Here is a 25238-nt window from a genome sequence, read left to right on the forward strand (position 1 = left end):
TGCGCGTGCCGGCAGATAGCTTGCTCGCCCAACCCGGCTGCCCAACCACTGCTCCCATGCCTGATGAACAGTCGCGCTTTCGCCGACGGCTGCTGCTGTACTACGGCTTGTTCACGATAGGCTTGTTTGTCTTTATCGGCATGATGGGCCTGCTGGAGCGTTCCAGCGGCGACGCCCTCTGGCTCGGTTACGTCTTCCTGTTCGTCACCATCGCCATCTATGCGTGCATCGGGCTGATCTGCCGCACCTCCGACCTCAACGAATATTATGTAGCTGGCCGGCGCGTGCCCGCGCTGTTCAACGGCATGGCGATCGCGGCCGACTGGATGAGCGCGGCATCCTTCATCGGCCTGGCCGGCATCCTGTTCGCGTCGGGCTACGAAGGCCTGGCCTACGTGATGGGCTGGACCGGCGGCTATTGCCTGGTCGCGTTCCTGCTCGCGCCCTACCTGCGCAAGTACGGCGGCTACACCATCCCCGACTTCCTCGCCGCGCGCTATGGCAATGGCAAGCTCGGCGGCAACATGCCGGTGCGCGCGATCGCCGTGATAGCGGCTTCGCTATGTTCGTTCGTCTATCTGGTGGCGCAGATCCAGGGGGTAGGGCTGATCGTCACGCGCTTTATCGGCGTGGAGTTCGCCGTCGGCGTGTTCTTCGGCCTGGCCGGCATCCTGGTGTGCTCCTTCCTTGGCGGCATGCGCGCGGTGACCTGGACCCAGGTTGCGCAATACATCATGCTGATCGCGGCCTTCCTGGTCACGGTCTCGATGATCGCGTGGAAGCACCATCACCAGGCGCTGCCGCAGCTGAGCTACGGCACGCTGCTGCAGCAGCTCGACACGCGCGAGCGCAGCATCGAGCGCGACCCGGCCGAGCAGGCCGTGCGCGAGTACTATCGTCAGCAGGCCATCCAGATGCAGGACCGTATCTCGCGGCTGCCGCAATCGTTCGATGACGAGCGCAATGCGCTGTCCGCGCGCTTGCAGGAGCTGCGCTTGCGTAACGCCCCGCTGCGCGAGATCAAGACGGTGGAGCGCGAGCGGGTCGAGTTTCCGCGTGACATAGCGGCGGCCCAGCAGCAATGGAACCAGCAGCGCGAAGAAGCTCTGGCGCGCAGCCAGCCTTCCACGCCGTCGACCGAGCCCTATCCGTCGCCCTCGGAGGCGGAGCGCAAGACCAAACGGCTGAACTTCGTGTTGCTGGTGTTCTGCCTGATGCTGGGCACCGCCAGCCTGCCACACATCCTGACGCGGCTCTACACCACACCCTCGGTGAAGGAGTCGCGCAACTCGGTGGCGTGGGCGGTGTTCTTCATCGCGCTGCTCTATGTCTCCGCGCCCGCGCTCGCGGCGCTGGTCAAGTACGAATTCTTCCAGCACCTGGTTGGCACGCCATACGCGGAACTGCCGCAGTGGGTGGTGCAATGGCGCAAGGTCGACCCGCCGGTATTCGGCATTCGCGATGTAAACGGCGACGGCATCGTGCAATGGGCGGAGATCCTCATCCAGCCCGACATGATCGTGCTGGCCGCACCGGAAATCGCAGGCTTGCCCTATGTCGTCTCGGGGCTGGTTGCCGCCGGCGCGCTGGCGGCGGCGCTGTCCACCGCCGACGGCTTGCTGCTCACCATTGCCAACGCGCTGTCGCACGACGTTTTCTATCACATGGTCGACCGCACCGCGAGTCACCAGCGGCGTGTCACCACCGCCAAGATCGTGCTGCTGGGCGTGGCCCTGTTTGCCTCTTACGTCACCTCGCTGCGTCCCGGCAATATTCTCTTTCTCGTCGGCGCGGCCTTCTCGCTGGCCGCGTCCAGTTTTTTCCCGGTGCTGGTGCTGGCGATCTTCTGGCGCCGCACCACGGCTGCGGGCGCGGTGGCGGGCATGGTGGCCGGACTCGGTGTGGCGGTCTACTATATCTTCGTCAACTACCCGTTCTTTACCCGCATGACCGGCATTTTCGGCAATCGCTGGTTCGGCGTGGACCCGATCGCTTCCGGCGCATTCGGCGTGCCAGCCGGCTTTGCCGTGGCCATCCTGGTCAGCCTGCTGACGCCGCGCAACGCCCCGGTGATCGACCGTCTCGTGACGTACTTGCGACGCGGATAGGGCCTTCGATCATGAAACACTAGATTTGCGAAACAACACTCTGATATACTCGCGGACTTGCTGGAGAGATGGATGAGTGGTTTAAGTCGCACGCCTGGAAAGCGTGTATAGGTTAATACCTATCCGGGGTTCGAATCCCCGTCTCTCCGCCAGAACAACGGAAAAAGCCCTTGATATTCAAGGGCTTTTTCTATTTCCGGGGCAGGTTCAGGGGCAGCGTGCGCGCCTTGCGCCCTGGCACGGGCGGATTCCCCACGCATAAAAAAGCACCTGTAGCAGGTGCTCTTTTATTTCCCGCGGTTGAACGGGGAGGGGTAGGGGGCCGAACCGGGTCGGCAAACTCATTGGGATCCGGTTCGGACTTGCAAGCCTAATCGGCTTGCTCGATCTCACTGCCATCTTGGCCAGAGGATCATCTGCCACTTACCTTCGCTTTGCTACTGCGCGTCTCAGTCGGCAGGACTCCAGTATAGGTCAGCAGAAGTCGGGGTCAACCTGAGTTTAATGGCGGGATGCTGGTGGCTCTCATGGACGGCTTATACGGGCGGGCCATCGTGCTTGTGAGCTCTGCTGCACGTGGCGATCCACGCGTATTCCCGATGCCGTCGCGGCAAACGCGCCGTGCTACGATCGATAAAAAATCGGGATGAGACACATAGTGAGCCAGGACATTGCAGCGCGTTTCGATACGGAGTTTGCCCCGCGGATTGCGCAGACGATCGCGGATTTATTCAAGCGCCGCATTCACGTCGAGGTGGTGCCGGACGAGCGCTCCGGCCGCGCCGCGCGCGTCCGCCTTTCCGGCGAGCCGTTCGATGAGCCGCGGCGGTTCGCGCAGCAGCTGAACGTCTACCTGTCGTGGGACAGCCTCGAGGTGGAAGCGCTGTTCGCTGCCGGTGGCGCGGAAAAATTCGAGCACTATCTCGCGGCCCTGCCGGGCAAGATGCGCGCGTGGCAAACACCCCGGCAGATCGATTTCGGGACGCGCTCGCAGGCAGACCCTACCGTGCTGCTTGGCGGGCTGGATTTCGAGCATTGAGACTGAGCTGTTCGGGCGATCTCACCGCATGCCCTGCAGCCTCTCCACGTTTCGCACCAGATCCACCAGCCCCGGCGCGACTTCCCGCTCGCGCGCGGCGAATGGCTTGGCTTGTGCCGATACCCCGCAGTTGAAGATCAGCCATTGCGAATCCACCGGCCGGAACAGCGGCACGGCAAAGGCATGGACATCGCTGCGCCATTCGCCACGGTTCACGCAGTAGCCCTTGGCCTCGAAATCCTGCCGCAGGCGGGAGAGTTGTGGCTGGAAGCGCAGGAAGGCATCGGGGTCCTGGAGGCGCAGGCGATTGAGCACGCTTTCGCGCTCTTCGGCGGGTGCCTTGCATAGCCAGGCCTTGCCGATGGCGGTGGTGAGCATAGGCAGCGCGGCGCCGATGTCTGGCGTCACGACAAGGCTGTCGGTGGAGCGGGCGGTCTCCACATAGATCATCTGCGTGCGGTCGCGCATGCCTAGCGATACCGCGCCGCCCACACGGTCGGCGAGCTCTTTCATCAGCGGCCGGGCGATCTGGCGGATATGCATGCTGGCCAGCAGAGGATAGCCGAGCGAGAGCACGGGCGCACCGAGCCGGTACTTGGCTTGCGTGGCGTCGCGGCGCAGGTAGCCGAGCACGGTCAGCGTGTGCGTGAGCCTTGCCACGGCTGATCTCGACTTGCCGGTGCGTTGTGCAAACTCCTTGTTGCCGAGCAGGGATTCGCCAGGACGGTAGGCCAGCAGGATATCGATGCCGTGCGCGAGCGTGGTGGCGAACTGGCGGTCGCCGGTGTCGCGCTCGTCGGCCACGGGCGTGCCGCGCGATGTGGCGGGTGATGCGCCGGGTGATGGCGCCGATGCCATCACGCGATCCCCAGCGACGTTTCCACGCGCCGGACCATCCGCAGCAGGCGCGGCCCCATTTCGCGTTCGAGCTTTCGTGGCGTCATCCTGGCGCCTGGCGCCCCGCAATTGAAGACCAGCACCTCGCCGTCGATCTCGGCGCGCATTGGCACGGCCACCGCATGCACATCGCGCTGCCATTCCCCGCGCGACAGGCAAAAGCCGAGCGTGGCGAAATCGTGCGCCGCGGCTTCCAGCGCGGCGGCGTGCGCCTGCCATTGCGCGGCGTCGCTGGCGCGTAGCGCCGCCAGCACCGGCTCGCGCTCGTCGGGGGATGCCTGGCACAGCCAGGCGCGTCCGATGGCGGTGGGGAGCATGGGCAGCGATGCGCCGATATCGGGCCGGAAGGCGATGGCGTCGTGCCCGCGGCTGGTTTCCACGTAGACCATTTGCAGCCGGTCGCGCAGGCCGAGCGAGACCGAGCCGCCCACTTCGTCGGCGAGCTGCTTCATCAGCGGGCGCGCAAGCTGCCTGACCTTGAGGCTGGCTAGCAGCGGGTAGCCAAGCGAGAGCGCGGTGGAGCCCAGCCGGTAGCGGCGCAGATCGGTGTCGTAGCGCAACAGGCCGCGTGCCGCCAGCGTGTATGTCAGGCGACTGATGGTGGCCTTGGAAAGCCCGGTGCGCTCCGCTAGTTGCTTGTTGCTCATGACCGGCTCTCCCACGCGAAAGCACTGCAGCAGCGCTAGCCCGTGCGCCAGCGTGGTGGCGAAGGCGGGGTCCGGATGATGGGGGCGGGGCGGCATCTGGCGTGGGAGAAAAGCGGTTCAAAGGCGGCGCATGGGCTGCGTCGCAGGGCTGGGTACGCATCCATCATAGCCATTGCCGGGCATTCCGGGCACACCTCGCGTTCAAGATAGCGAAACATCGATCCGCCTTTCAGGCACGGGTTGCTACGCTGGTTTCCACGCAGCCGATCCCGGCCGCACTTACCGGATGGAGCAAGACCGATGATCAGGGAACCGGACGCCTTTCAAGCCTTCCTGGCCGAATTGCGGCGTTTCGTGCGCGAGCGGCTGGTGCCGCGCGAGGCCGAGGTGGCCGCGCTCGATGCCATACCCGATGCGTTGGTAAAGGAAATGGCCGAACTGGGCCTGTTCGGCTTTTCGATTCCCGAGGCGTACGGCGGCGCCGGCATGACAACCGAGGAACTCGTGCTGGCGGCGCTGGAGTTGTCCCAGTGCTCGGTGGCCTTCCGCGCGCGGGTGGGCACCAATACCGGTATTGGCTCGGAAGCGCTGGTGGCGGATGGCACGCCGGAGCAGAAGCGCCGCTACCTGCCTTTGCTCGCCAGTGGCGAGCTGACCGGCGCGTTCGCGCTGACCGAGCCGGAGGCCGGCTCGGATGCCACGGCGCTGACGACTTCCGCGCGGCGCGACGGCGACCACTATGTGCTCAACGGCACCAAGTGCTTCATCACCAATGCGCCCATTGCAGGCTTGTTCACCGTGATGGCGCGTACCGATCCCGCGCGCGGCGGGGCCGCCGGCATCTCTGCGTTTATCGTGGAGCGCGGCACGCCGGGCCTGACCACGGGGCAGCCGTATCGCAAGATGGGGCAAGAGGGTTCGCCGGTCTCTGAGGTGCATTTCAACGACTGCCGCGTACCCGGCGCCAACCTGATCGGGRGCGAGGACGGGCAGGGATTTCGCACGGCGATGAAGGTGCTCAACAAGCAGCGCATCCACCTGGCGGCGCTGTGCACCGGGCCGGCCATTCGCATGCTGGACGAAGCGATCCGCTTCGTCACCGGGCGCCAGCAGTTCGGCCAGCCGCTGGCAGAGTTCCAGCTGGTACAGGCGATGATCGCCGATTGCCAGACGGAGATTTTTGCTGCGCGCGCGCTGATCATGGAAACGGCGCGCCAGCGCGATCGCGGCGAAGACGTGACCATGCAAGCCTCGATGTGCAAGTACTTTGCCTCCGAGATGTGCGGGCGCGTGGCGGATCGCTGCGTGCAGATGTTTGGCGGCTACGGCTATATCGCGGACTTCGGCATCGAGCGCTTCTATCGCGACGTACGCTTGTTCCGCCTGTACGAAGGCACCAGCCAGATCCACCAGCTCAATATCGCCAAGCGCACGCTGGCGCAGGCCGCGGCGAGCTGATCACGAATATGCAGAACAGCCGCCGGCCAGCTTGCCAGGCGGCGTCATTGCCTCAAGGAGACACCATGTTGAAAACCTTGCTTGCAGCGGGCTCCGTCCTGCTAACCCTGCTTGGGCTTGCGCAACCGGCGCTGGCCGAGGCAAGCTATCCCGCCAAAGTGATCCGCCTGGTCGTGCCGTTCCCGCCGGGTGGGTCCACCGACACGCTGGCGCGCTTGCTGGCCGAGCAATTGAAGGAAGAACTCGGCCAGACCGTGGTGGTTGAGAACAAGGCAGGCGCTGGCGGCAATATCGGCGGCGATGCGGTGGCCAAGGCTGCGCCCGATGGCTACACGCTGYTGCTGGCCGCGGCCGGTCCCACGGTGATCAACCCCAGCCTTTACGCGCGCATGTCCTATGAGCCCCTGCGAGACCTCGTACCGGTCACGATGCTGGCGCGCGAGCACAACCTGATGGCGGTCAACCCGTCGGTGCCGGCGCACAACCTCAAGGAGTTCATCGCCTATGCCAAGAGCAAGCCCGGGCAGCTCAGCTTTGGCTCGCCGGGCAACGGCACCACGGCGCAACTCGCCGGCGAGTTGCTGAACCAGTCCGCCGGCATCAAGCTGCAGCACGTGCCATACAAAGGCAGCGGCCCGGCGGTGGCCGACCTGATCGCGGGGCATATCACGCTGATGATCGACAACATGCCGGCATTGCTGCCGTTTGTGCAATCGGGCCGCCTGCGTGCCCTGGCGGTGGCCAGCGACAAGCGCGCCAGCGCCTTGCCAGATGTGCCGACGGTCGAGGAGGCCGGGCTCCGGGGCTACGTGGTGACCGCGTGGAAGGGGCTGATGGCGCCGGCTGGCACGCCGCGCCCGATCATTGCCAAGCTGCATGATGCGACCGTGAAGATACTGGCCAAGCCGCAGATTCGCAAGCGCCTGGTGGACCTCGGCGCGGAGCCGGTAGGCAACACGCCCGAGCAGTTCGCCGCGCTGATCCGCAGCGATACGGCGTGGTGGGCCGCGCTGGTGAAGTCGACCGGCACCACGCTCGACTAAGAGGCCATTTCAAAAAGATGCTGGCGTCGTTGCGCGGCCTTGGCCGATCCACTTGTACTGTCTGCGGCCGCGCGCCTCGCCAGAACCGCTTCGCTTCATTTTGAAACAGCCTCTAAGCACGCTGCCCTGAGCCAATTTCCATCACACCAGCACATCGCCTGGGCACCCGCATGAACCACATAGATCAAGACGCGCGCGCCGCGCAGCAGAACGGCCCGCTCGCCGGCGTGCGCATCCTCGACATGGCCACGGTAGTCGCCGCGCCATTTGCCAGCACGCTGTGCGCGGACATGGGCGCGGACGTCGTCAAGCTCGAGTTGCCCGATGGCACCGATCCGCTGCGCGGGCTTGCGCCGGTGAAGGGCAAGCTGCCGCTGTACTGGAAGGTCACCAATCGCGGCAAGCGCGGCATCACGCTGGATGTGCGCAAGCCGGAAGGACGCGCGCTGTTCCTCAAGATGCTGCCGCGGTTCGATGTGCTGGTAGAGAATTTCCGCACCGGCACGCTGGACCGCTGGGGCCTCGACGCCGAGACCTTGCGCGCGGCCAATCCGCGACTGACGATCCTGCGCCTGACCGGCTTTGGCCAGACCGGGCCGTATGCGGGGCGAGCCGGCTTCGCGCGCGTGTTTGAGGCGATGAGCGGATTCACCAACCTAGCGGGCGATCCGTCGGGCTCACCCATGCACATGAACTATCCGATGGGCGACATGGTGGCCGGCCTGTTCGGTGCGTTCTCGATCGCGGCTGCCGTGGCCGACAGCCGGCGCGCGCACACGCATGGCAACGAGGCGCGCGCCCGCGAGATCGACCTGTCGGCCACCGAGGCACTGTTCCGCTTGCTGGAGCCGTTGGCCGTGGAGTACGAGCAACTGGGGCAGGTGCGCCAGCGCGCGGGCAATCGCGCTACTTACACCGCGCCATCGAATATGTACGCTACCGCGGACGGACAGTGGGTTTCGCTCGTGGCGTCATCAGACCCGATCTTCCGCCGGCTCTGCCATGCCATCGGCGAACCTGCCATGGCCGACGATCCGCGCTATGCCAGCAACCCGGCGCGCGTGTGCCATCTCGATGCGCTCGACGCCATCGTCAAGACCTGGTTTGCCGCGCATGACTACGAAGCCGTGGCGCGGGCGCTGGGCGCGCATGAGATCCCGTTCAGCAAGATCTTCACCATTGTCGATATCCTGGAGGATCCGCATTTCCAGGCGCGCGGCGCGGTCGTCCGCTTGCCCGATCCCGATCTCGGCTCGATTCCCGCGCCCTGCATGGTGCCGAGGTTTTCCGGCCATGCGCCACCGGCGCCCCGCAGCGGCCCCGCGGTGGGCGAGCACAGCGCGGCCTTCTACGCCGAGCTTGGCCTGACGCCGGCCGATCTGGAAACGCTGCGCGAACGACAGGTGGTCTGACAAGCGCGGTGCACCGGCGTTGCGGTAGCCGCGTGCGCAACTCGTGCTACAGTGGCCTGATCCGATTCTCCGGAGGAGCATCATGGCTAAGGATTCCACGCCGCATCTTCAGGCAATTGTCCAGACAGCGCCGCAGGCCGGGCGCTATGTGTGGGTGATCACGCTGGTCGATTTCGCTGCGCAGATGGTCAAGCGCACCATTGTTTCGGACGATACCTTCACCACCTCGGACGCGGCGCGCGTGGCTGGCGACGCGCAGCTCAAGGCGATGGCGGCGGACAAGTAGCCGCTACGCGCGCCATGGGAAAGCGCAGCGTTGACACTGCCGGCGCACAGCGGCCCGCTTGCTGACCGCAAGCGCAAGGCGCGGGAGCGATGATGAGCATGTGCGAGGCCTGTGCGCAGATACGGCCCGGCTCGACGGGTGGCACGGGGCATCCCCGGCTGCTTCTGACGGATACGCAGCGCATCAAGCCGCGTGGCCAGCCCGCGATCACTTTTGCCACTTACACCTGTGCCGATTGCGGCTGCCGCTGGCGCCATGAGAGCGACAAGAACGGCAAGGGGCCGGGTTGGTCGATACAGCCGGCAGACTGACGCGGCCTGAATTTACCTGAAAGCATTCCCGCCACCGCCTGGCAACAGGGCGGGGCGAATCCGTGGAGGCGCGGCGCTGGCCGCATCCACCCATCCATCATCGACAGGGGAGCGCAAGTTGGACACTGGACCTTTCACCCGCTACAAAGGCTTCGATCTCTACCCGCTGATCTATCGTCACCAGGCGGAACGTACCTGGCCCGAGCGCCGGCCGGATCGCAGCTTCAACGCGTCGGTGGTGATCTGCCGCGAGGGGCATGAGCCGGGAACCGAGCGCTCGCGCGTGTTTCGCCTTAGCGCCGCGCCCTGGGACAATATCGGCACCGCCCGCCGCGGCGCCGTGAAGTTCGGTGAGGACATCATCAACGGCCTGGTGCCGGGCGAGTCGGTTGCTGCGCTGTAGGGTACTGTAGGGCGCCATGGGGTGCGGTCAGGCGCGGCGGCCGCGGTGGCGGCGGGCGGCCACCGCAGCGCTTTGTCACGGGGTTATGGCATCACGGTGTCATGGCGCTGTACACCGTGTTCCGGAACCACGCGCGGTAATACTCGCGCTGCCCCGGCGCCTGCATCATCCAGATCGCCACGGTCTTCTCCTTCGGGTCGACCCAGAAGTAGGTGCCCCCGACCCCGCCCCAGTAGTAGTCCCCGACCGATCCCGGCGTGGCCGATTCGCCGGTGCCCGTACGTGTGCCGAAGCCCAGGCCAAAGCCATAGCCCGGTCCCGGCAGGTAGGCCGCGCCGCGCGCCAGGGAACGAGCGCCCATGATGCCAAGGTGGTCGGCCGTCATGTAGGCGACCGTCTTGGGCGATAGCAGGCGCACCCCGTCGATCTCGCCGCCATTGAGCAGCATCTGGGCAAAGCGGAAGTAGTCGGCCGCGGTCGACACCAGGCCGCCGCCACCCGATTCAAGCTTCGGGGCGCGGCGTACGTCGATCAGCCCGACCGGCACCTTGCTGTCGGGATCGACGGCAAAGGGCTCCGCAATGCGGCCTTGTTGTGCCGGAGGAACCCAGAAACCGGTGTCCTTCATCTGCAGTGGCGTAAAGATCCGCTGCTGCAGATGCGTGGCCAGGGTCTGGCCCGACACGCGCTCGAGCAGGGCGCCCAGGACATCGGTGGAGCGGCTGTATTCCCAAGTGGTGCCGGGCTGGAACTGCAGCGGCACCTTGGCGAGACGCGCGATGAACTCGGTATTGCTTTGCTCGGTGGCATCCACGCCAAGCCGCTTGTATTCCTCCTTGACAAGCGACTTGCCGAACACGCCGTAGGTCAGGCCAGAAGTGTGGCGCAGCAGGTCCTGCACGGTCATTTCGCGCTGGGCGGGCACCAGTTCCAGCACGGGCTTGCCGGCGGCGTCGGTCTTCTCCACGCCAACGCGCAGGTCCTTGAGCTCGGGCAGGTACTTCGACACCGGGTCGGCCAGCTGGATGCGGCCGTCCTCCACCATCATCATGACCGCCACCGAGACGATCGGCTTGCTCATCGAGTAGATGCGGAATATCGAGTCCGGGCGCATCGGCACCTTAGCCGCAGCGTCCTGCCAGCCAATGGTCTGCGTGTTGACGATGCTGCCGTTGCGGGCCACCAGGTACACGGCGCCGGGAATGCGCCCTTGCGCGACATCGGCGCGCACGCGTGCGCTCATGCTGTCCAGTTGCGTGGCGGAGAAGCCGGTCGTGAGCGGCGCGGTATTTTGCGTGTTGGCTGGGGCCGCGCAGGCGGCCAGCAGTGCGACCGCCAGCGCCGGCAAAGTGCTACGTATCATTTGTCTCATCCTTTGTCTTATCGTTGTCTTGGCAATGTCTTATCGATGCAGCATCGGTGTGGCACCGATGTGGCATCGGGAAGGGCTCGATTGCGGCAAAAGCAACGCGATCATGGCATGCAGCGTGGCGCGCGTGTATCGAGGCTCACCCGGATCGGGCCGCGCGCCATGCTACGATCCCGACAAATTACGATCGCGACAAATCATCGGAGGTGAAGATGGCAAAACACGTGTTCACTCGCAGCCAGTACCTGGCCATCCTCAATGAAAGCCTCAAGAACGACCCGAGGTGGAAGCCAGGCATGGCCTTTGTCTTTCATCCGCTGGGCGCGGACGAAGCCAGCGCGACCGGTGTCGGATGCACCGGCCCCGACGAGGCGTTTCCCGTCTATGCGGAGATCGAGCGGGTGGCGGCGGATTTGATCGAGGTGAGGGAGGCGCGGTAGGGGACTGGCGCGGTGACGCCATGCAGTGCCGGCCAGGCATGCATCGCGTCATGTGCATGTCGGAAAGGCGGGCTCTCCCGCCGACCTGCGTACAATACCGCCCCAGACAGACTCTAGCGGAACAAGCCGTGAAAAAGACCGACCTCGAAAAGAACAAAGCGTTGAAGCTCGCAAACAGCCTGAAGCTGTCCGCCGCAGTCCGTGCCGGCCGTGATACCGGCCCGGCCAAGGTCGATCGCCGCGAACAGCGCCGGCTCGACCAGGAGCAAGGCCTGGTGCCGTTTGCGTGCAAGCTGGATGCCGAGCTGGTGAAGCGCCTGCAGGCACTGGCACCGGCACATGCCGGTGGCATGAGCGGCCTGCTGAAGGAAGCGCTGGAACGCGGCCTGCCGCAGGAAGACGCGGCAGCCTGATTGCAGCGCGCTGGGCCGGGTGGCCATGAAGCACTGATTTGTGCTTTTTTGTCCACGCGAACGCAGTGGCATGCAGGACCGTAGCAAACAGAAGCAAGCAAAACGCCCGCTGGGTTTCAGCGGGCGTTTTGTTTTTGAGGGCTTGTCACCCGGATGCCGTTCCCGTGTCGGCGAGGGCAAGGGCTTAGTGCTCGGCGAGGCACGCCTGGGCGGAAGGAACGGAGCGGCCGCGGGGACCGCTCCAGGGACCACGGCCTGTGCTGGCCGTCATCGCCTCGGGGTGGTGCAAAGGGCGCTCAGTCCTCTTCGCCTTCTTCCGAGTCGAGGAAGTCGCGGCGAAGCATCCAGTTTTCGATGGCTTCATCGCAGATTTTCTTGAGCTTCTGCTTTTCCGGCACTTTGTCGAACAGCTCAAAGTTCACCAGCGCGATGCCGGCGTCGGAGATGTAGAACAGGCGGCCGGGCTCCTCGTAATGCACGATGCGCCCGTCGATGCCGCTTTCCTCGCTGTCGACCGGCATGTCTTCCAGCTCCACCACCCGGCAGGTGAAGCGGGGCGCGCGGGTGTGGGTCAGATATTCAAATTCGTCATGCATGACCTCGCCGCCCTTGGGCGTAAAGATCGCGAAGCCCCAGATAAAGCGGGGCATCGGCAGATCGGACAGATCATCAATCTCGTCCATGGTGTTCTCCCTGATTCGATAACCCGCATTATCGCTCGGCCAGGGCACAAGCACCAAAATGTTCTGGCGATGACCTGCTTGAGGCCTACTTGACCGCGTGGCAGTTGGTGTAGGCCGGCGGCGCGCTGTGGTTTCCTTGCTAGCTAGCCTGGTGGCTGGACGCTGAGATGAGACAGGCTCGGCTGTGTCGTCCCTCAGGACAGCATATAGCCGCTGGCCAGTGCCCGGAAGCTCTCCACCTCGGCGGCCTGCCACGCGGCGTCGTGGCCATGCTCCTCGGCCAGGATTGCGGCCACCCGTGGCGCTGCCGCGCTGGCGGCGCCAGCCTCCAGGAACAGCGCGCGATTGCGCCGCGCCAGCACGTCCTCGACCCGCCGAGCCAGTTCGAAACGCGCGGCAAAGCGCACATGAGCGGCGGTCAGCCCGGCGCCGGGCACCAGCATTTCGTCGTTGCCGGGCAGCGTGTGCAGCATGCCGACCTCGTTGCCGTAGTAACGGTCCGGCGAGCCGCTGCCAGGCGCGGGCAGGTTCGCGGGCAAGCCTTGCGCGCCGTGCAGCGGCAGATCCGCTGTTACGCAGGGCGCGGCCGGCAGCATCTGGCGCTGGATGGCCGTGCCCACCACGTCCTCGGCCATCTTGCGGTAGGTGGTCCACTTGCCGCCGGTGACGGTGATCAGGCCGGCCTTGGACACCAGGATGGTGTGCTCGCGCGACAGCGAGGCGGTGGAGGCTTCGCCGGTGGCCTTGACCAGCGGGCGCAGGCCGGCCCAGACGCTGGTCACGTCGGCACGGGTTGGCGCGCGCGACAGGTAGCGCGTGGCGGTCTCCAGGATGAAATCGACATCGTCGGTGCCCGCGCGGGGCTCCAGCGGCAGGTCCTTGCGCGGCGTATCGGTGGTGCCGATGATGGTGTGGCCGTTCCAGGGCACGACGAAGAGCACACGGCCGTCATCGGTCTTGGGGATCAGGATGGCACGGTCGCCGGGCAGGAAGCTGCGCGGCAAGGTCAGGTGCACGCCCTGGCTGGGGGCCACCATGCTGCGCGCGCGGCCGTCTTCCATCTGGCGCACGGCATCGACCCACACGCCGGTGGCGTTGATCACGCAGGACGCTTTCAGGTCGAAGCTGGCGTCGCCCAGCACGTCCTTCACGGTGACGCCGTCGATCACCCCGTTGCGCTGCGACAGCCCGCTCACGCGCAGGTAGTTGATGGCCGTGCCGCCAACGTCGAACAGCGTGCGCATCAGCGCGATGGCCAGGCGGGCGTCGTCGAACTGCCCGTCGAAATACAGGTTGCCGCCGCGCAGGGGCCGCCCGCCCACGTGCTCGGCCAGGGTCGGCGCCGCCGCCAGGGTTTCGCGGTGGTTGAGCCAGCGGCTGCCGGACAGGTTGAGGCCGCCCGCCAGCATGTCATATAGCTTCAGGCCGATGCCGTAGAAGGGCTGGTCGAACAACTGGTAGGCCGGCACCACGAAGCCGAGCGGCCACACCAGGTGCGGCGCGTTGCGGGCCAGCAGGCCACGCTCATGCAGCGCCTCGCGCACCAGGCTGATATTGCCCTGTGCGAGGTAGCGCACGCCGCCGTGGACCAGCTTGGTAGCCTTGCTGGAGGTGCCCTTGGCGAAGTCGGCGGCTTCCACCAGCAGCGTGCGGTAGCCGCGCGAGGCGGCGTCCACCGCCGTGCCCAGGCCGGTGGCGCCGCCGCCGATGACGATGACATCCCACTTCGGCTCGCGCTCGAGGGTGGCGAGCAAGGTGGCGCGGTCGGGCGGCAGGATGGGGGGGTGCAATGTCTGCATGATTCCTTGTTTGGTGCGAATGCGTGTCGCGGTGTGGCTCGTACGTACTTTTGTACTTGTCTTGTGTGGCTCGTGCCCTGCGCTCAGCCCGCGCTCAATTTGCCGAGTGCGGTGGCGCGCCATCTTCCCGCGCCCAGTCGCGTGCGCGCTCTACCGCGCGATGCCACCGCCAGAGCCGGTACGCGCGCGCGTCGGCGCTAAGGTTGGGCTCGAAGCGATGCTCCACCTGCCACTGGCTGGCGATCTCGTCCTCGCCGCTCCAGTAGCCGGTGGCCAGTCCCGCCAGGTAGGCGGCGCCAAGCGCGGTGGTCTCGGTCACGCGCGGGCGAACCACTGCCGTGCCAAGCAGGTCGGCCTGCATCTGCATCAGCAGGTCGCTGCGCGACGCGCCGCCGTCGACACGCAGCTCAGCCAGCGAGATGCCGGCATCCTTCTGCATGGCGTCCAGCACGTCCACGCTCTGCAGCGCGATCGACTCCAGCGCGGCGCGGGCAATGTGCGCGCGTCCGGTGCCGCGGGTCAGGCCGACCAGCGTACCGCGCGCGAACGGATCCCAGTGCGGCGCGCCCAGGCCGGCAAAGGCTGGCACCAGCACCACGCCTGCGGTGTCGTCGCACTGGCGCGCCAGCGGCTCCACCTCGGGCGCGCTGTTGATGATCTGCAGCCCATCGCGCAGCCACTGGATGGTGGCGCCGCCCATGAACACGCCGCCTTCCAGGCAATACTGCGTGCGGCTGGCGGGCGGCGTGGTGCCGCCCAGCTGCCAGCCGATGGTGGTGAGCAGGCGATTTTGCGAAGTGACCGGCTGCGATCCCGTGTTCATCAGCAGGAAGCAGCCCGTGCCGTAGGTATTCTTGGCCATGCCCGGGGACAGGCAGGCCTGGCCGTAGGTGGCGGCCTGCTGGTCGCCGGCGATGCCGGCAATGGGGATCTCCGTGCCAAACAGCCGCAACGCTGTGCGCGCCACCTCGCCGCTGGAGGGCACCACTTCGGGCAACAGGCTGCGCGGGATGTCCAGCAGGTCGAGCAGGTCATCATCCCACTGGAAGGTATGGATGTTGAACAGCATCGTGCGCGACGCGTTGGAGACATCGGTGACATGGCGCTTGCCGTCCGTCAGTTGCCAGATCAGCCAGCTGTCGACTGTGCCGAACGCCAGCTCGCCACGCGCCGCGCGCTCGCGCGCGCCCTCGGTGTTGTCGAGCATCCAGCGCAGCTTGGTGCCGGAGAAGTAGGCGTCGATGATCAGGCCGGTCTTGTCGCGGAACAGCTCGCCGTGGCCGTYGGCCTGCAGTGCCTCGCACATCGGCGCGGTGCGGCGATCCTGCCAGACCAGCGCGCGGCCGATGGGCTCGCCGGTCTGGCGGTCCCACAGCACGGTGGTCTCGCGCTGGTTGGTGATGCCGATGGCGCTCACCTGGCTGGCCGCGACGCCGGCGTCGTTCAGCACCTCGTGCGCCACCGCCAGCTGCGACTGCCAGATCTCGTAGGGATCGTGCTCGACGTGGCCGGGGTGCGGGTAATATTGGCGGAATTCGCGCTGCGCGACCCGCGCCACGTTGCCGGCGTGATCGAACAGGATCGCGCGCGAGCTGCTGGTGCCCTGGTCGAGCGCCAGCACGAATTGCGGCAGGCCCGAAGGCTGGGTTTGCTTCATGCGTCTTGTCCTGGATTGACTGCTTCTACCACTACATTAACCGCTACATTAACCATTGCACTGACCATTGCAGGCGTGCCTTGCCGGCCGCCGGGATCCTTCATGTCCGATACCTTGCCCAATTGCGCTAGCCAGAACCCCGTCGTGTCCCGCGTTGCCGCCTCGCTGGCGGCGCGCAGCCGTTTCGATGCCGGCGCGCATTTGCGGCTGACCGTGGCAGGGCGCCAGGTGGGCTGGCTGCCGCGCGCGCATGCGCTTATCCTGCGCGCGCAGGATACGGTGCCGGCCGTGCTGGGCGAGCCGCTGGATGGCAGCGTGGCGTTGCTGCCGGATTGCGGCGATGCCTGCACGCGCAGCGCGGCGCTGAAGGTACTGGCGCACTGGCTGGCGGATGCGGGCCATGTGCGCGGCTGGCGCGACGAGCTGTTCGCCGTCACGCCGGAACTCGCGGCGCCGGCCTTCGCGGTGATCGAGCGCGCAGCCGCGCGCTTTCTGGGGCTGCTGACCTTTGCCTCGCACATGAATGGCGTCATTGCCGGCGAGCGTGCGCTGTGGATTTCACGGCGCAGCGCCGCCAAGGCGGTCGACCCCGGCATGTGGGACAACCTGGTGGCAGGCGGCATGCCGCACGGCAGTGATCCGCTTGCCACGCTGGTGCGCGAGTGCGACGAGGAGTCGGGCATTGCGCCCGTGCTGGCGCAGCGCGCCGAGGCGCACGGCGTGATCGAAGTGCTGCGTGAAATCCCCGAGGGCGTGCAGTGGGAGGCCGTGTACGTGTACGACCTGTTGCTGCCGCCGGATTTCGTGCCGCATAACCGCGACGGGGAGGTGGCCGAGCACCGCCGTATCGAGCCGGAGGCATTGCTTGCTATCATGGCGGATGGCGCCATGACGGTCGACGCGACCCTGGTGACGCTGGATGCGCTCAATCGCCGCGGCTGGAGCGCCCCCGGCATCCCCCGCCCTTGATCGGCGCGCACTAGACAAAACCACACACGATGAGCAATACCGGATTCATTCTCACCATTTCCTGCCCGGACCAGCCGGGCATCGTCCATGCCGTCTCGGGCCTGCTGTTCCAGCACGGTTGCAACATCGTCGATTCCGACCAGTACGGCGATGAATTCACTGGCCGCTTCTTCATGCGGGTGCATTTCACGCCGGCCGCCGGCGGCCCGGACCTGGCCACGCTGAAGACCGCGTTCGCGCCGATCGGCGATCAGTTCGCCATGCAGTGGGACCTGTTCGATGCCAGCGTCAAGCCGCGCGTGATGATCATGGTGTCGAAGATCGGCCATTGCCTGAACGATCTGCTGTTCCGCGCCAAGGCCAGCGGCCTGCCGGTGGAGATCGCCGCCATCGTGTCGAACCACCGTGATTTCTACCAGCTTGCCGCGTCGTACGATATTCCGTTCTTCCACCTGCCGATGATGAACGCCTCGGCCGAGCAGAAGGCCGCGCAAGAGAACAAGGTGTTCGAGATCGTGCGCGAGCAGAACATCGACCTGGTGGTGCTGGCGCGCTACATGCAGGTGCTGTCTGATGACCTGTGCCGCAAGCTGGCCGGCCGCGCCATCAATATCCATCACTCGTTCCTGCCCAGCTTCAAGGGCGCCAAGCCTTACTATCAGGCGCACGACCGTGGCGTGAAGCTGATCGGCGCGACCGCCCACTACGTGACCGCGGCGCTGGACGAAGGCCCGATCATCGAGCAGGAAATCGAGCGCGTGGACCACAGCATGGATCCCGAGCAGCTTACCGCGGTGGGGCGTGACGTGGAATGCGTGGCGCTGGCGCGTGCCGTCAAATGGCATGCTGAGCACCGCATCCTGCTCAACGGCCACAAGACCGTCGTCTTCAAGTAAGGCCTCAGGCAAGTCCCCAGGCAAGCCCCTAAGCAAGTCCTTCACCAGGTGCCCGGCGCCAGCCGCGCCGGCACCGCCTCGCCCGCAGGGGAGCCGGCGCCGTGGCTGGCCGCTCTCAGGCCTGCGCGACCACACAGCGCACTCCGCTTTCTTCCAGCATGCTCTCGAATGGCGGCATTAACGGCTCGTCGGTGAAGAGCCGGTCGATCTCCGAGACGTGCGCCAGTTCCACCATGGCCTGCCGGTTGAACTTGCTGGCATCCGCCGCCAGCCAAACCTCGCGCGAATGCTCGATGATGGTCCGCGCTACCTTCACTTCGCGAAAATCGTAATCGCGCAGCGTGCCGTCGGCCTCGATGCCCGAGATGCCGATCAAGCCGATATCCACCTTGAACTGGCTGATGAACTCCACTGTGGCCTCGCCCACGATGCCGCGGTCGCGCGAGCGCAGCACGCCGCCGGCGACGATCACTTCGCAATCGGGGTTGTCGGCCAGGATGCTCGCCACGTTCAGGTTGTTGGTGATCACGCGCAGGCCGCGGTGATGCATGAGCTCGCGCGCGATCTCCTCGACCGTGGTGCCGATATTCAGGATCAGCGAACAGCCCTCGGGCACGGCGCTGGCCACCGCGCGCGCAATGCGGGCCTTGCCCTCGGCATTGAGCACCTGGCGCTGCCGATAGGCAATGTTCTCCACCGTGGAGCCCTCTACCCGCACGCCGCCGTGAAAGCGCGCCAGCATGCCGCCTTCAGCCAGCAGGTTGACGTCCCGGCGCACGGTCTGCAGGGTCACCCCGAACTTGCGGGCAAGTTCGTCGATGGAAGCGAAGCCCTGGCTGCGAACCTCTTCCAGCAGGGCGGTCTGGCGTGGATTTAGCGTCATGCCGGCATTCTAGTTCAAACACAAACGAAAACAAATGATGCAGTGCATGATTGTTTTATTTTCGTTTTTGCTCTAAAACGAGCGGGAAGCAAGGATTTGTGCGTTTGCATCATTGCGGTATATGTGATGTATGTGGCATTCGGAATCGGAGACTCGATGCAGCTCAGATTGGAAGGCATCGCCCAGCAAGCAGGTTCGCAGGCGTATCTATATCCCATGTCGCTGACGCCCGTGCCGGGCGCGGTGACCATCCTGCTAGGTGCCACCCAGGCCGGCAAGACCTCGCTGATGCGGGTCATGGCGGGGCTGGACCGGCCCAGTGCCGGCCGTGTCGAGGTGGACGGCATCGACGTGACCGGCATGCCGGTGCGCGAGCGCAACGTCTCGATGGTCTACCAGCAGTTCATCAACTACCCGTCGATGACTGTCTTCGACAATATTGCTTCGCCGCTCAAGCTGCGGCGTTCCAAGGATATCGATGGACAGGTGAGGGCGCTGGCCACCCGCCTGCATATCGAGCACTTGCTCGAGCGCTTTCCCGCCGAGCTCTCGGGCGGGCAGCAGCAGCGCGTGGCGCTGGCGCGCGCGCTGGCCAAAGGCGCGCCGCTGATGCTGCTCGACGAGCCCCTCGTCAACCTGGACTACAAGTTGCGCGAAGAGCTGCGCGAGGAACTGACCCAGCTCTTCGCGCATGGCAATGCCACCGTGATCTATGCCACCACGGAGCCGGCCGAGGCGCTGTTGCTGGGCGGCTATACCGCGGTGCTGGATGCCGGCGAGCTGTTGCAGTACGGCCCCACGCCAGAGGTCTTTCACTATCCCGCCTCGCTGCGCGTGGCGCGTGCTTTCAGCGATCCCCCCATGAACCTGATGGCCGGCAACCTGCTGGCCGGCGCGGTCACGCTGCCGGGCGGCGTCGTGGTCCCCTTGCCCGGGGCAGTGAAACAAGGCGGTACGGTAACGGTCGGGGTGCGGGCCGGTGCGCTGCGCCTGGACGCCGTGCCCGGCTCGGTGCCGGTGGCCGGCCGGGTGGCGCTGGCCGAGCTGTCCGGGTCTGACACCTTCGTGCACATGGATTCCCCGGTTGGCAACCTGGTGGCGCAGTTTCCGGGGGTGGTCGACCTGGAACTGGGCGCGCCGCTCACGCTGCATCTGGATCCCGCGCAGCTCTACCTGTTCGACGCCGATGGCATGCGCATCCATGCGCCCAGCCGGCAGTTGAAAGTTGCCCCCGCCACGGCCGAGCTGGGAGCCTGAGATGACACGCATCGACCTCGACCTGTCTCATTCATACCGTCCCGATCCGCAAGCGGATGAGGACTACGCGCTGCTGCCGCTGAAGTTCACGTTCAATGACGGCGGCGCCTACGCCTTGCTTGGGCCCTCCGGCTGCGGCAAGACCACCTTGCTCAATTGCATTTCCGGCTTGCAGCGGCCATCGCACGGCACCGTCTCCTTCGACGGCCGCGACGTGACCGCAGCCACGCCGCAGGCGCGCAACATCGCCCAGGTGTTCCAGTTTCCGGTGATCTACGACACCATGACGGTGGGCGAAAACCTGGCCTTCCCGCTGCGCAACCGCGGCGTGCCCGCGGCCCAGGTGAAGGAGCGCGTGGGCCGCGTGGCCGAGATGCTGGACCTGTCCGCATCGCTGGACCGGCGCGCCAGCGGCCTGGCGGCCGACGCCAAGCAGAAGATCTCGCTCGGGCGCGGCCTGGTGCGCCAGGACGTGTCGGCCATCCTGTTCGACGAGCCGCTGACCGTGATCGATCCGCACCTGAAATGGCAGCTGCGCCGCAAGCTCAAGGAGATTCACCACGAGTTCCGGCTGACGTTGATCTACGTCACGCATGACCAGACCGAGGCGCTTACCTTCGCCGACCAAGTGGTGGTGATGTCGCGCGGCAGGGCGGTGCAGGTGGGGCCGGCCGATGCGCTGTTCGAGCGCCCTGCACATACCTTCGTTGGCAACTTCATCGGCTCGCCGGGCATGAACTTCCTGGCAGGGGCATGGCGCGATGGCGCTATCGAAATCGCCGGGCGGCGCTATATGCCGGAGTTCGCGCCCACCGTCGCCACGGCTTTGCAGGCTGCCGGCAGCTTCAAGGTCGGCGTGCGCCCCGAGTACCTGCGCCTGGCCGCGAGCACCGATCCGCAGGCCGTGCCCGCGCGCGTGGAGCGCGCGCAGGACATTGGCACCTACTGGCTGGTCACCGCCACCGTGCAGGATGCCGGCGGCCACGCTGCGACCGTGCGCGGCCGGCTTGGCCACGAGGGCGCGGCGCTGCGGGCGGGCGAGACCGTGTGGCTGTCCGTGTTCAATCGTCATACCTGTTACTACGTCAACGAGGAGCTGGTGGCATGAGCACGCTGAAGCCCGTCAACCAGAAGGCCTGGCTGCTGGTCATCCCGGTGGTCCTGTGCGTGGCGTTCTCCGCCATCCTGCCGCTGATGACCATCGTCAATTACTCCGTGCAGGACATCATCTCGCCCGAGCGGCGCGTGTTCGTCGGTACCGAATGGTTCCGCACCGTACTGCGCGACGGCGAGCTGCACGATGCGCTGCTGCGCCAGCTCGGCTTTTCGCTGGCCGTGCTGGCGGTGGAGATCCCGCTGGGCATCCTGCTGGCGCTGTCGATGCCGGCCAAGGGCGTCAAGGCGTCGGCGGTGCTGGTGGTGATCGCGCTGTCGCTGCTGATTCCATGGAACGTTGTGGGCACGATCTGGCAGATCTTCGGGCGCACCGACATCGGCTTGCTGGGTGCGGCGCTTGCCGGCATGGGCTTTGCCTATAACTACACCGGCAGTGCGGTGGACGCGTGGTTCACGGTGCTGGTGATGGACGTGTGGCACTGGACGCCGCTGGTGGCGCTGCTGTGCTACGCCGGCTTGCGCGCGATTCCCGACGCGTACTACCAGGCCGCGCAGATCGACGGCGCTTCGCGCCTGGCGGTGTTCCGCTACATCCAGCTGCCCAAGCTGCGCGGCGTGCTGATGATCGCGGTGCTGCTGCGCTTCATGGACAGCTTCATGATCTACACCGAGCCCTTCGTGCTGACCGGCGGCGGGCCTGGCAATGCGACCACGTTCCTGTCGCAATACCTCACGCAGAAAGCCGTGGGCCAGTTCGACCTGGGCCCGGCCGCGGCATTCTCGATCGTCTACTTCCTGATCATCCTGCTCATGTGTTTCATCCTCTACAACTGGATGCAGCGCGCGGGCACCGCCGGCAGCGAGGACATGCCCAATGCGTGAAGCCAAACGTGAAGCCAAGCAAAGCGCCACTTACTGGCGCGCAGTCTTCCTGGTGGTGTACCTGGTCTTTGCCGTCCTGCCGATCTACTGGATGCTGAACATGTCGTTCAAGTCCAACGAGGAGATCGTTTCCACGCTGTCGCTGTGGCCCAACGATTTCACGCTGGAGCACTACAAGACCATCTTCACCGATCCGTCCTGGTACTCGGGCTACATCAACTCGATGATCTACGTGGCGATGAACACGGTGATCGCGATCACCGTGGCGCTGCCCGCGGCCTATGCCTTCTCGCGCTACCGGTTCATCGGCGACAAGCACGTCTTTTTCTGGCTGCTGACCAACCGCATGACGCCGCCGGCGGTGTTCCTGCTGCCGTTCTTCCAGCTCTACACCACCATCGGCCTGATGGACACGCACCTGGGCGTGGCGCTCGCGCACCTGGTGTTCAACGTGCCGCTGGCGGTGTGGATCCTGGAGGGCTTCATGTCGGGCGTGCCGCGCGAAATCGACGAGACGGCCTATGTGGATGGCTATTCCTTCCCGCGCTTCTTTATCACCATCTTCCTGCCGCTGATCAAGGCCGGCGTGGGCGTGGCCGCTTTCTTCTGCTTCATGTTCAGCTGGGTGGAGCTGTTGCTGGCGCGCACGCTGACCTCGGTCAACGCCAAGCCGATCGTTGCCACCATGACGCGCACGGTGTCGGCCTCCGGCATGGACTGGGGCGTGCTGGCCGCGGCCGGTGTGCTCACCATCGTGCCAGGCGGCATCGTGATCTGGTTTGTGCGGCACTACATCGCGAAAGGCTTCGCGATGGGCCGCGTGTAAGGAGAGGGTGCCATGTTCAACTGGATGGTATGGACCACACCGGTGGCCGTGTTCTTCGTCAGCATCGCGGTGATGCTGGTTGGCATGACGATGTGGGAGACGCGCGCTCCCACCATGGAGCGCAAGGGCTTCCTGCCCATCGCCACCACCCGCGGCGACCGCCTGTTCATCGGCCTGATGTGCGCGGCCTGGATCAACCTGGCGTGGGTGGGCCTGGGCGAGAAGATGATGGCGTGGTTTTCGCTGGCGGAAGAACCTTCGATCTGGATCAGCCTGGTGCTGTCGATGCTTGCGCTGGGCCTGGTGATGCGCAAGGGCTGAGCCGAATGCGGATCGCGCACCCGAGCCGACAAGAATAAAGCGACGGATTTTTCGTCAATGGGCATAGCGGCCTGCACCTTCCCCGGACCGCGACCCAGACAAAGAGCAGGGAGGGGGATTCTCGAGGAGACGTCAATGAAGGTGCACGTGAAATTGGGCATGACGGCGCTGGCCTGCGCAGCGGCGCTCGCTTGCGGCCACGCCGCTTGGGCTGGCGAGGCCGAGGCCAAGAAGTGGATCGACAGCGAGTTCCAGCCGTCGTCGCTCGCCAAGGACAAGCAGCTCGCTGAAATGAAGTGGTTCATGGACGCTGCCGCCAAGCTCAAGGCGAAGGGCGTGACGCAGATCAGCGTGGTCTCGGAGACCATCACGACCCACGAGTACGAATCCAAGACGCTGGCCAAGGCCTTCGAGGAAATCACCGGCATCCAGGTCAAGCACGACATCATCCAGGAAGGCGATGTGGTGGAGAAGCTGCAGACCTCGATGCAGTCCGGCAAGTCGATCTATGACGGCTGGATTTCCGACTCTGACCTGATCGGCACGCACTATCGCTATGGCGCCATCCTGCCGCTGACCGACTACATGGCTGGCGCCGGCAAGGAGTGGACCAATCCCGGGCTGGACGTAAAGGATTTCATCGGCACCAAGTTCACCACCGCGCCGGATGGCAAGCTCTACCAGCTGCCCGACCAGCAGTTCGCCAACCTGTACTGGTTCCGCGCCGACTGGTTCGCGCGCAAGGACTTGCAGGACAAGTTCAAAGCGAAGTACGGCTATGACCTGGGCGTGCCCACCAACTGGTCGGCCTACGAGGACATCGCCAACTTCTTCTCCAACGACGTCAAGGAACTCGACGGCAAGAAGGTCTACGGCCACATGGACTACGGCAAGAAGGATCCGTCGCTCGGCTGGCGCTTTACCGACGCCTGGCTGTCGATGGCCGGGTCGGCAGACAAGGGCTTGCCGAACGGCATGCCGGTGGACGAATGGGGCATCCGTGTTGGCGCTGACAAATGCACACCGGAAGGTGCATCGGTCTCGCGCGGCGGCGCCACCAACAGCCCGGCCGCGGTCTATGCGCTCACCAAGTACATCGACTGGATGAAGAAGTACGCGCCGCCGCAAGCCATGGGCATGACCTTCTCCGAGGCCGGCCCGGTGCCGGCGCAAGGGCAGGTGGCGCAGCAGATCTTCTGGTACACGGCGTTCACCGCCGACATGACCAAGAAGGGGCTGCCGGTGGTCAATGCGGACGGCACGCCGAAATGGCGCATGGCGCCGTCGCCTTATGGCCCGTACTGGAAGCAGGGCATGCAGAACGGCTACCAGGACGTGGGGTCGTGGACCTTCTTCAAGAACACCGATCCCAACCGCCTCGCGGCGGCCTGGCTGTACGCGCAGTTCGTGACGTCCAAGACGGTATCGCTGAAGAAGTCGCTCACCGGCCTGACCTTTATCCGCGACAGCGACATCCATCACGAATACCTTACCAAGAACGCGGCCCAGTACGGCGGCCTGATCGAGTTCTATCGCAGCCCTGCGCGGGTGGCGTGGACGCCCACCGGCACCAACGTGCCCGACTACCCCAAGCTGGCCCAGCTGTGGTGGAAGAACGTGGCGACAGCTGTGACCGGCGAGAAGACGCCGCAATCTGCGATGGACAACCTGGCCGACGAAATGGACCAGGTGATGGGGCGGCTGCAACGCGCCGGCATGACGAACTGCGCGCCCAAGCTCAATCCCAAGAGCGATCCCGCCAAGTGGCTGTCCGACGACCACGCGCCATGGAAAAAGCTGGCCAACGAGAAGCCGAAGGGCGAGACCATCGCCTATGACAAGTTGTTGCAGGCATGGAAGGAAGGGAAGGTGCGGTAAGCGCCATCCTCGATGGCATAGCGGACGGTGGCCTTGTGCCACCGTTTTTTTTCTTCTGCGGTTTGTGATGCGCTATCGACATAGCGCGGGCTCTTGAAAAACCCCTTGACTATCTATCTACCAGTAGATAATATTCACGACATGGAAGCCGCTGCTCCGCCCCAGCAAGAAAAGCTGAAGCAGGAAAGAGGATCCAGCGCATCACCCGGGGAATCCCCGTTTTTTTTGGTCAGCTTATCTATCTA

General features: G+C 65.4%; 24 protein-coding genes and 1 tRNA gene. 18 read left to right on the forward strand and 7 right to left on the reverse strand.

The features are described from left to right. Positions 1-56: 56 nt before the first annotated feature. The 3 genes from AB4061_RS32945 (at position 57) to AB4061_RS32955 (ending at position 3147) form a co-directional block, all read left to right on the forward strand. Positions 57-2108: a VC_2705 family sodium/solute symporter gene (locus AB4061_RS32945; protein ID WP_441640380.1), complete on the forward strand. Its 2052-nt coding sequence runs from the start codon at positions 57-59 to the stop codon at positions 2106-2108. Between the two features lie 62 nt (positions 2109-2170). Further along, a tRNA-Ser gene (locus tag AB4061_RS32950) sits at positions 2171-2260 on the forward strand. 506 nt (positions 2261-2766) lie between these two features. Continuing rightward, positions 2767-3147, forward strand: coding sequence for a DUF5594 family protein (locus AB4061_RS32955; RefSeq protein ID WP_441640381.1), 381 nt, complete (start codon positions 2767-2769; stop codon positions 3145-3147). A gap of 21 nt (positions 3148-3168) precedes the next feature. Here the strand turns inward: AB4061_RS32955 and AB4061_RS32960 are convergent, their stop codons facing one another. Further along, positions 3169-4005 carry an IclR family transcriptional regulator gene (locus AB4061_RS32960; RefSeq protein WP_441640382.1) on the reverse strand — a complete coding sequence of 279 codons (837 nt, stop codon included), beginning with the start codon at positions 4003-4005 and terminating at the stop codon, positions 3169-3171. Further along, on the reverse strand, positions 4005-4787 hold the full coding sequence (locus tag AB4061_RS32965; protein WP_441640383.1) for an IclR family transcriptional regulator: 783 nt from the start codon (positions 4785-4787) through the stop codon (positions 4005-4007). The genes AB4061_RS32960 and AB4061_RS32965 overlap by 1 nt, the downstream gene beginning before the upstream one ends. 204 nt (positions 4788-4991) lie before the next feature. On the opposite strand from AB4061_RS32965, the gene AB4061_RS32970 reads away from it, so the two are divergent. The 5 genes from AB4061_RS32970 (at position 4992) to AB4061_RS32990 (ending at position 9604) form a co-directional block, all read left to right on the forward strand. Further along, complete coding sequence (locus AB4061_RS32970) at positions 4992-6149, forward strand: acyl-CoA dehydrogenase family protein (protein WP_441640384.1); 1158 nt, start codon at positions 4992-4994, stop codon at positions 6147-6149. 65 nt (positions 6150-6214) lie between these two features. Then, positions 6215-7192 (forward strand): Bug family tripartite tricarboxylate transporter substrate binding protein, encoded by a 978-nt coding sequence (locus AB4061_RS32975; RefSeq protein ID WP_441640385.1) that lies wholly within the window; start codon positions 6215-6217, stop codon positions 7190-7192. A gap of 170 nt (positions 7193-7362) precedes the next feature. Next, positions 7363-8604: a CaiB/BaiF CoA transferase family protein gene (locus tag AB4061_RS32980; RefSeq protein WP_441640386.1), complete on the forward strand. Its 1242-nt coding sequence runs from the start codon at positions 7363-7365 to the stop codon at positions 8602-8604. An 82-nt stretch (positions 8605-8686) separates the two neighbouring features. Then, positions 8687-8890, forward strand: coding sequence for a hypothetical protein (locus tag AB4061_RS32985; protein WP_043347764.1), 204 nt, complete (start codon positions 8687-8689; stop codon positions 8888-8890). Between the two features lie 429 nt (positions 8891-9319). Further along, entirely contained in the window at positions 9320-9604 is a 285-nt protein-coding gene (locus AB4061_RS32990; RefSeq protein ID WP_043347757.1) for a hypothetical protein, read from the forward strand. A 91-nt stretch (positions 9605-9695) separates the two neighbouring features. Here AB4061_RS32990 and AB4061_RS32995 read toward each other — a convergent pair whose 3' ends face one another. After that, positions 9696-10967 (reverse strand): serine hydrolase domain-containing protein, encoded by a 1272-nt coding sequence (locus AB4061_RS32995; RefSeq protein ID WP_441640387.1) that lies wholly within the window; start codon positions 10965-10967, stop codon positions 9696-9698. 218 nt (positions 10968-11185) lie between these two features. Here AB4061_RS32995 and AB4061_RS33000 point away from each other — a divergent pair, with 218 nt between their 5' ends. Next, a complete protein-coding gene (locus AB4061_RS33000) occupies positions 11186-11413 on the forward strand; it encodes a hypothetical protein (RefSeq protein ID WP_441640388.1) in 228 nt (75 codons plus the stop codon). A gap of 128 nt (positions 11414-11541) precedes the next feature. Beyond that, on the forward strand, positions 11542-11826 hold the full coding sequence (locus AB4061_RS33005) for a hypothetical protein (protein ID WP_043347749.1): 285 nt from the start codon (positions 11542-11544) through the stop codon (positions 11824-11826). A gap of 296 nt (positions 11827-12122) precedes the next feature. Here AB4061_RS33005 and AB4061_RS33010 read toward each other — a convergent pair whose 3' ends face one another. From AB4061_RS33010 to glpK, 3 genes are all read right to left on the reverse strand, one after another. Continuing rightward, complete coding sequence (locus AB4061_RS33010; protein WP_441640389.1) at positions 12123-12509, reverse strand: hypothetical protein; 387 nt, start codon at positions 12507-12509, stop codon at positions 12123-12125. A gap of 194 nt (positions 12510-12703) precedes the next feature. Continuing rightward, positions 12704-14308, reverse strand: coding sequence for a glycerol-3-phosphate dehydrogenase/oxidase (locus AB4061_RS33015; RefSeq protein WP_441640390.1), 1605 nt, complete (start codon positions 14306-14308; stop codon positions 12704-12706). Between the two features lie 94 nt (positions 14309-14402). Next, on the reverse strand, positions 14403-15965 hold the full coding sequence (gene glpK / locus AB4061_RS33020; protein WP_441640391.1) for a glycerol kinase GlpK: 1563 nt from the start codon (positions 15963-15965) through the stop codon (positions 14403-14405). 102 nt (positions 15966-16067) lie between these two features. On the opposite strand from glpK, the gene AB4061_RS33025 reads away from it, so the two are divergent. Then, positions 16068-16934 (forward strand): DUF4743 domain-containing protein, encoded by an 867-nt coding sequence (locus AB4061_RS33025; protein ID WP_441640392.1) that lies wholly within the window; start codon positions 16068-16070, stop codon positions 16932-16934. A gap of 29 nt (positions 16935-16963) precedes the next feature. Continuing rightward, positions 16964-17830: a formyltetrahydrofolate deformylase gene (purU, locus tag AB4061_RS33030; RefSeq protein WP_043347737.1), complete on the forward strand. Its 867-nt coding sequence runs from the start codon at positions 16964-16966 to the stop codon at positions 17828-17830. 115 nt (positions 17831-17945) lie between these two features. Here the strand turns inward: purU and AB4061_RS33035 are convergent, their stop codons facing one another. Beyond that, entirely contained in the window at positions 17946-18713 is a 768-nt protein-coding gene (locus tag AB4061_RS33035) for a DeoR/GlpR family DNA-binding transcription regulator (protein WP_441640393.1), read from the reverse strand. Between the two features lie 156 nt (positions 18714-18869). Between AB4061_RS33035 and AB4061_RS33040 the strand changes: the two genes are divergently transcribed. From AB4061_RS33040 to AB4061_RS33065, 6 genes are all read left to right on the forward strand, one after another. Further along, entirely contained in the window at positions 18870-19970 is a 1101-nt protein-coding gene (locus AB4061_RS33040; RefSeq protein ID WP_441640394.1) for an ABC transporter ATP-binding protein, read from the forward strand. Position 19971: 1 nt separating this feature from the next. Continuing rightward, positions 19972-21078 (forward strand): ABC transporter ATP-binding protein, encoded by a 1107-nt coding sequence (locus AB4061_RS33045; RefSeq protein ID WP_441640395.1) that lies wholly within the window; start codon positions 19972-19974, stop codon positions 21076-21078. After that, positions 21075-21968, forward strand: coding sequence for a carbohydrate ABC transporter permease (locus AB4061_RS33050; RefSeq protein ID WP_043347729.1), 894 nt, complete (start codon positions 21075-21077; stop codon positions 21966-21968). The genes AB4061_RS33045 and AB4061_RS33050 overlap by 4 nt, the downstream gene beginning before the upstream one ends. Then, complete coding sequence (locus AB4061_RS33055; protein WP_441640396.1) at positions 21961-22794, forward strand: carbohydrate ABC transporter permease; 834 nt, start codon at positions 21961-21963, stop codon at positions 22792-22794. Before AB4061_RS33050 ends, AB4061_RS33055 begins: the two co-directional genes overlap by 8 nt. A 12-nt stretch (positions 22795-22806) precedes the next feature. After that, positions 22807-23115 (forward strand): DUF2160 domain-containing protein, encoded by a 309-nt coding sequence (locus AB4061_RS33060; RefSeq protein WP_441640397.1) that lies wholly within the window; start codon positions 22807-22809, stop codon positions 23113-23115. Between the two features lie 147 nt (positions 23116-23262). Then, complete coding sequence (locus AB4061_RS33065; protein ID WP_441640399.1) at positions 23263-24993, forward strand: ABC transporter substrate-binding protein; 1731 nt, start codon at positions 23263-23265, stop codon at positions 24991-24993. Positions 24994-25238 lie beyond the last annotated feature (245 nt).

Origin of the sequence: Cupriavidus sp. YAF13, from assembly GCF_052113425.1 — a bacterium.
GTDB lineage: Bacteria > Pseudomonadota > Gammaproteobacteria > Burkholderiales > Burkholderiaceae > Cupriavidus.